This is a genomic window from Tunicatimonas sp., from assembly GCF_049647865.1.
GTDB lineage: Bacteria > Bacteroidota > Bacteroidia > Cytophagales > Cyclobacteriaceae > Tunicatimonas.
This window is the reverse complement of the sequence record NZ_JBARYM010000415.1, coordinates 1-5,000: the sequence shown is the minus strand read 5'-3', so window position 1 is coordinate 5,000 and position 5,000 is coordinate 1. Positions and strand designations below refer to the sequence as shown.

At 44.4% G+C, this 5,000-nt stretch carries 4 protein-coding genes and 1 pseudogene (1 of these 5 running past the window's edge); all 5 read right to left on the bottom strand.

Annotation, left to right across the window (positions count from 1 at the left end; all coding sequences use genetic code 11):
* Window positions 1-4, bottom strand: a pseudogene (locus WBA23_RS12440) (NAD(P)(+) transhydrogenase (Re/Si-specific) subunit beta) (it extends 248 nt beyond the left edge of the window).
* A 159-nt stretch (window positions 5-163) separates the two neighbouring features.
* Window positions 164-1,474, bottom strand: coding sequence for an amidohydrolase (locus tag WBA23_RS12435; protein WP_424582603.1), 1,311 nt, complete (start codon window positions 1,472-1,474; stop codon window positions 164-166).
* A gap of 209 nt (window positions 1,475-1,683) precedes the next feature.
* Window positions 1,684-3,276: a phosphoenolpyruvate carboxykinase (ATP) gene (gene pckA / locus WBA23_RS12430; RefSeq protein ID WP_424582602.1), complete on the bottom strand. Its 1,593-nt coding sequence runs from the start codon at window positions 3,274-3,276 to the stop codon at window positions 1,684-1,686.
* A gap of 697 nt (window positions 3,277-3,973) precedes the next feature.
* Window positions 3,974-4,591, bottom strand: a complete 618-nt coding sequence (locus tag WBA23_RS12425) for an IS630 family transposase (RefSeq protein WP_424582605.1) — start codon at window positions 4,589-4,591, stop codon at window positions 3,974-3,976.
* On the bottom strand, window positions 4,552-5,000 hold a 449-nt coding region (locus tag WBA23_RS12420; RefSeq protein ID WP_424582601.1), incomplete at its 5' end, for a helix-turn-helix domain-containing protein. The genes WBA23_RS12425 and WBA23_RS12420, both read right to left, overlap by 40 nt.

The window sequence follows — 5,000 nt, the reverse complement described above, 5'->3', positions numbered from 1 at the left end:
CCACCAGTATAACCTAATTGTTGTAGATTAACCCGGGGTGAGGGCTTCTCGATCATCTGCATCCTTTAGCACACCAAGAATCATAGGGGTTTAGTTGGCTGTAGTAGTTTTCATAAAGATAAGCGAAACACACCCGTCCGAATTAATTTCTTAGCAAAACTGTCTACTTACCCATTTCGGGTTTGTACTGTTCCATATAATCTACCGTGAGTTGGCTTAGGGCGCGTACGCCCAGCGTTAGTCCACTATCATCGATAAAGAAATCGGGGGTGTGATGCGGCGCGGCTTCTTCAGGACTTATATCAGCAGGCATTCCCCCAAGGAAGAAGAAAAAGCCGGGCACCTCTTGAGCAAAAAAGGAAAAGTCTTCGGCTCCAGTGACTGGATAGCGCAAGAACACGTTGTCTTTTCCCGCTACACTTTGTAATGTACCGACCATTTGCGCGGTAAGTTCCGGGTCATTATAGGTTACCGGATAGCCTTTTATGATATTTACTTCTACCTCGGCTCCGGCACTTTCCCCAATATTGGTGGCAATTTCGCGGATGCGCTGATGAATTTTATCCTGCATTTCGGGATCAAGGGAGCGAATGGTTCCAATCATGGTAACTTCTTCGGGAATGATATTACTACGAACCCCACCTTCAATTTTACCGATGGATACTACCGCTGGGGCCTTGATAATTTCCAGGTTACGACTCACAATCGTTTGCAATCCCATTACGATTTGTGAAGCAGTAACGATAGGATCAACTCCTGACCAAGGGTACGCTCCGTGGGTTTGGGCTCCTTTAACTTTAATCTCTAGATTATCCACTCCCGCCATGGTTCCTTCGGGACGATAGCCAATGGTGTTGACTTTGGTTTTGGAGTTAATATGCAGACCGAAGATAGCGTCCACATCGGGACTCTTGAGTGCGCCCTCTTCTACCATCAGTTCGGCACCACCTTCTTCTCCTTCCGGGGCTCCTTCTTCGGCCGGTTGAAATATAAATTTCACGGTTCCTGATAAGTCATCTTTCATATCGCTTAGCACTTGAGCGACTCCCATTAAAATGGCTACGTGCGTATCGTGGCCGCAAGCGTGCATCACCCCTACTTCTTCGCCATTATACTCGGCTACTGCTTGGGAAGCAAAGGGAATATCTACGCGCTCAGTCACGGGCAGCGCATCCATATCGGCTCGTAGTGCCACCACAGGTCCAGGCTGACCGCCTTTCAGCACTCCTACCACCCCGGTATGAGCCACACCCGTAGTTACTTCTATTCCAAGCGACTTTAGGTGGCTAGCTACTTTTTCAGCCGTCTTGAATTCACGATTAGAAAGTTCGGGATATTGGTGGATGTCCCGTCGCCAATCGACCACCTGTTCCTCAATGGCTTGCGCTTGTTCGTCTATCCGCTGATTCAGGTCCTGACAGAAAGAAGGTAGGCAAAGCCCAGTAGATGCTATTAATAGTAGGATGTATCTCATCGTAATAAGTTAGGTAATACAGATTTTGGGGAATTTACTAAAAATTTGGTGGAGACCAATTTTAGACAAAAAAAGTGCCTACGTCAATGACGTAGGCATTTAAAATTAGTTGAAAAAACTACGCTAAGCCTTATCCATCATATTTAATGCTCCGGGTTTTCTTTCTTCACTTATCTATCCAGAGCGTTTCTTAAATATTGATTGAACTTCTACGCCAACTTGTGGACTTTGGGCCCTGCGGCAATAGTTTCCGAGTTGACACTTGCCTCAAACGATTTGAAATTTTTCTGGAACAATCCGACCAACTTTTCTTTGGTGGCTTCAAAGGCCTCTTTATCCTGCCAAGTATCCTTGGGAACCAGAATTTCAGATGGAACCCCTGGACAGCTAAGTGGTATCTCAAAACCGAAGTGAGGATCGGTTCTGGTTTCAACGTCGTCCAAATCGCCATTGTGAATGGCATCAATCAAGGCTCGGGTATATTTTAGTTTTATTCTAGAACCTACTCCGTGAGGCCCACCAGTCCAGCCGGTATTCACTAACCAAGCTTTAGCATTGTGCTTCTTAATTTTTTCCGCTAGTAATTCGGCGTATCTATTGGGGTGCCACATCATAAAGGCCGCGCCAAAACATGCTGAGAAAGTAGCTTGGGGTTCGGTCACGCCCATTTCAGTTCCAGCAACCTTAGCCGTATATCCGGAGATAAAGTGGTAAGAAGCCTGTTCGGGAGTTAACCGACAAATGGGAGGCAGTACTCCAAATGCATCGCAAGTCAGAAAGATAATATGATTGGCATGCCCGGCAACACTAGGAATTTGGACGTTATCGATGAAATTTAGGGGGTAGGAAGCCCGAGTATTCTGAGTGATACTGGTATCGGTATAATCCACTTCTCTAGTTTTCGGATCGTACATCACGTTTTCCAGGACAGTACCGTAGCGGATGGCATTGTAAATATCAGGTTCATTTTCCGCCGAAAGGTCAATCGCCTTGGCGTAACATCCGCCTTCAATATTGAAAATACCGGTGTCGGTCCAGCAGTGTTCATCGTCCCCGAGCAGCTTTCGATTGGGGTCGGCACTCAAGGTAGTCTTCCCCGTGCCTGAAAGTCCGAAGAGGACCGAAACGTCGCCGTCGTCACCTACATTAGCGGAACAGTGCATAGGTAGCACATCTTGGAGAGGCATCAGATAATTCATGATAGAGAAAATGCCTTTCTTCATTTCACCGGCGTATTCAGTACCTAAAATAACAACCTCTTTTTCCTCAAGATTTACGTCAACGCTAGTTTTAGAGGTCATCTCAGATGTATAGCGGTTAGCTGGAAAGCCTCCGCCGTTGAATATCACATAATCGGGAGTACCAAAGTTCTCTAGTTCTTCCTTGGTGGGCATAATGAGCATGTTTTGCATGAACAGTGCGTGATAAGCTCGGTGACAGATTATCCGTACTTTAAGTCGGTATTTTTCGTCCCACCCAGCAAAGGCATCTACTACAAAGAGCCGCTCTCGGGTATTTAGATAATCAATAGCCCGCTCATGGTTCACTTTGTAGGTATGTTCGTCCAGCTTGATATTAATATTGCCCCAATCTAGGTTATTTTCAGAATCGGGATGACGAACAATTCGTTTGTCTTTAGGACTCCGACCGGTTTTATCGCCGGAATAAACTAGCAGTGCTCCGGTATCTGAGATGGCAGTCCCCTTTTCGTGTCGTAGGCCAATCTCATACAGGACAGGTACACTCGAATTTCTTAGAATTTCTTTTACATCAATTCCATACTGAGTCAGATCAAAGTTCATAGGTTTAACAGTTGTAAAGTTTCACAAATAAGAAGTTTAGCTATTCAATTACCTCAAATACCTAGCTATCTTGACTTGATTCAGTTTCTAGGATGCTCTGTCCAGGACTGTGAATATTCAGATGGATTAGCCTTTGCGTATCAAGATTAGTACGTTCCATATAGAATAGTAACTAGGGGTTGAGGTCTATGAATAACTTACACCACCAAAAGAAGATAAATTAAGACTGTGGCCCCATGACTTTTCTTCGCCTAGTTTGTGACTTTAGTCAGCTTTTATTAACTCTCTATAGGAAGGGGGCAAAAGTAGTTCTTCCTAGTTGAAGAAGTTTTTGTGGGAGGGTGAATAATGAGCTAGAACATAAGCAGTTCCGCCCTGTGCTCACCTTTAGATAATCGTATGAAATCTGCTCTGCTTTTCTGTAGTAAGTGTATGTTTTAGCATCTTACTCTAAATTTTCTTGACCCTTACACTAGTACATCACCCAATAATACCAGGCAAATAAAAATCAATAATGTTAGAATAGTATAATTTTTAGATTATTCAAACAAATGAACTTTACGATAGCACCTCTCATTATGTAAGTTCTAAAGTAATACTATGTTAGTTTATAGTATTAGCTATGACTACCTTTATTACTGTCTAAATGCTATTTATATGACTACTAAGTAGGCTAACATAATTAGTTTAACAACATCTAAGTGGTAGAGAAGTTGATTTGAAAAGTTCCCCCAAACTGTCTGAGAATATTGAAGATTGCTTGTTGCAACTGCTCTTTCGCCCTGTAATCTTCGGGTCGTAGCCACTCATACTTCATCTTTCGCCATAGAATTTCAATGGGATTCAGATGCGGACTATACGTAGGTAAATAAAACAGGAAAAGCCCCTTTTCTTGCCATTTCTCTCGGCGGTCTTGAATAACCTGCGCCGTATGCCATGAAGCGTTGTCTAGCACTACTACGGTCAGTTGAGTGAGCGTTGCGCAAAAATCGTCCAAGCACTGAATGATATAGGCAGCATCGATGCGTCCCTGAGTAGGATAACTGCTCAGTTGCTGATGCCTGTTGATCAGTCCAAACACATTGGTGACCCGCTCACTATCCGAACGGATCGCCCGTTGGCACCCTACTGGCAGCCACCCATAAGGAACCGAAGGGGCCATGGAAAAGCCTGTCTCGTCCCCGAACCGTAAATCAATATAGCCCAAGGCAGCTAATGTATGTAACATCACTAATTGTTGACATTTCTGTTCATATATTTTTTGATCGGGTTGGCCTAAAGGGCTTCTTCGGAACCGTTTCCATTTCCGTCCAATCTTTTTAAAAATCGCTGTAACGTTCGCTTAGATAGCACCTTCCCTTGTTGGCTCAAAGCAGCCAAGACCGGGCGAAGAGTTTGTGGGTGCCGATCAACCAACTGTTCAACTTGCCGGACTTCTACCGCATTGTCAATCCGTAAAATAGGTCGTCTACCTCTACCTTGCATTGTATGCAAAGCCGTAATGCCTCCTTGCTCGTAGCGCGTGAACCAGTTAGCCACGCTTTGCCGACTTAACTGATATAACTCAGCAATTTGTTGGACACCATGCCCCTGGTCACTGAGCAGAATCAAATGGCAACGCATTCTAAAGACGGGTTTTTTGCCAGTTTTGAACCCCGCCAGTAATTCTTTGCGTTGACCCTCATCCAACGTAATATATCTTTTCTTACCTTTCATCCAGCAAA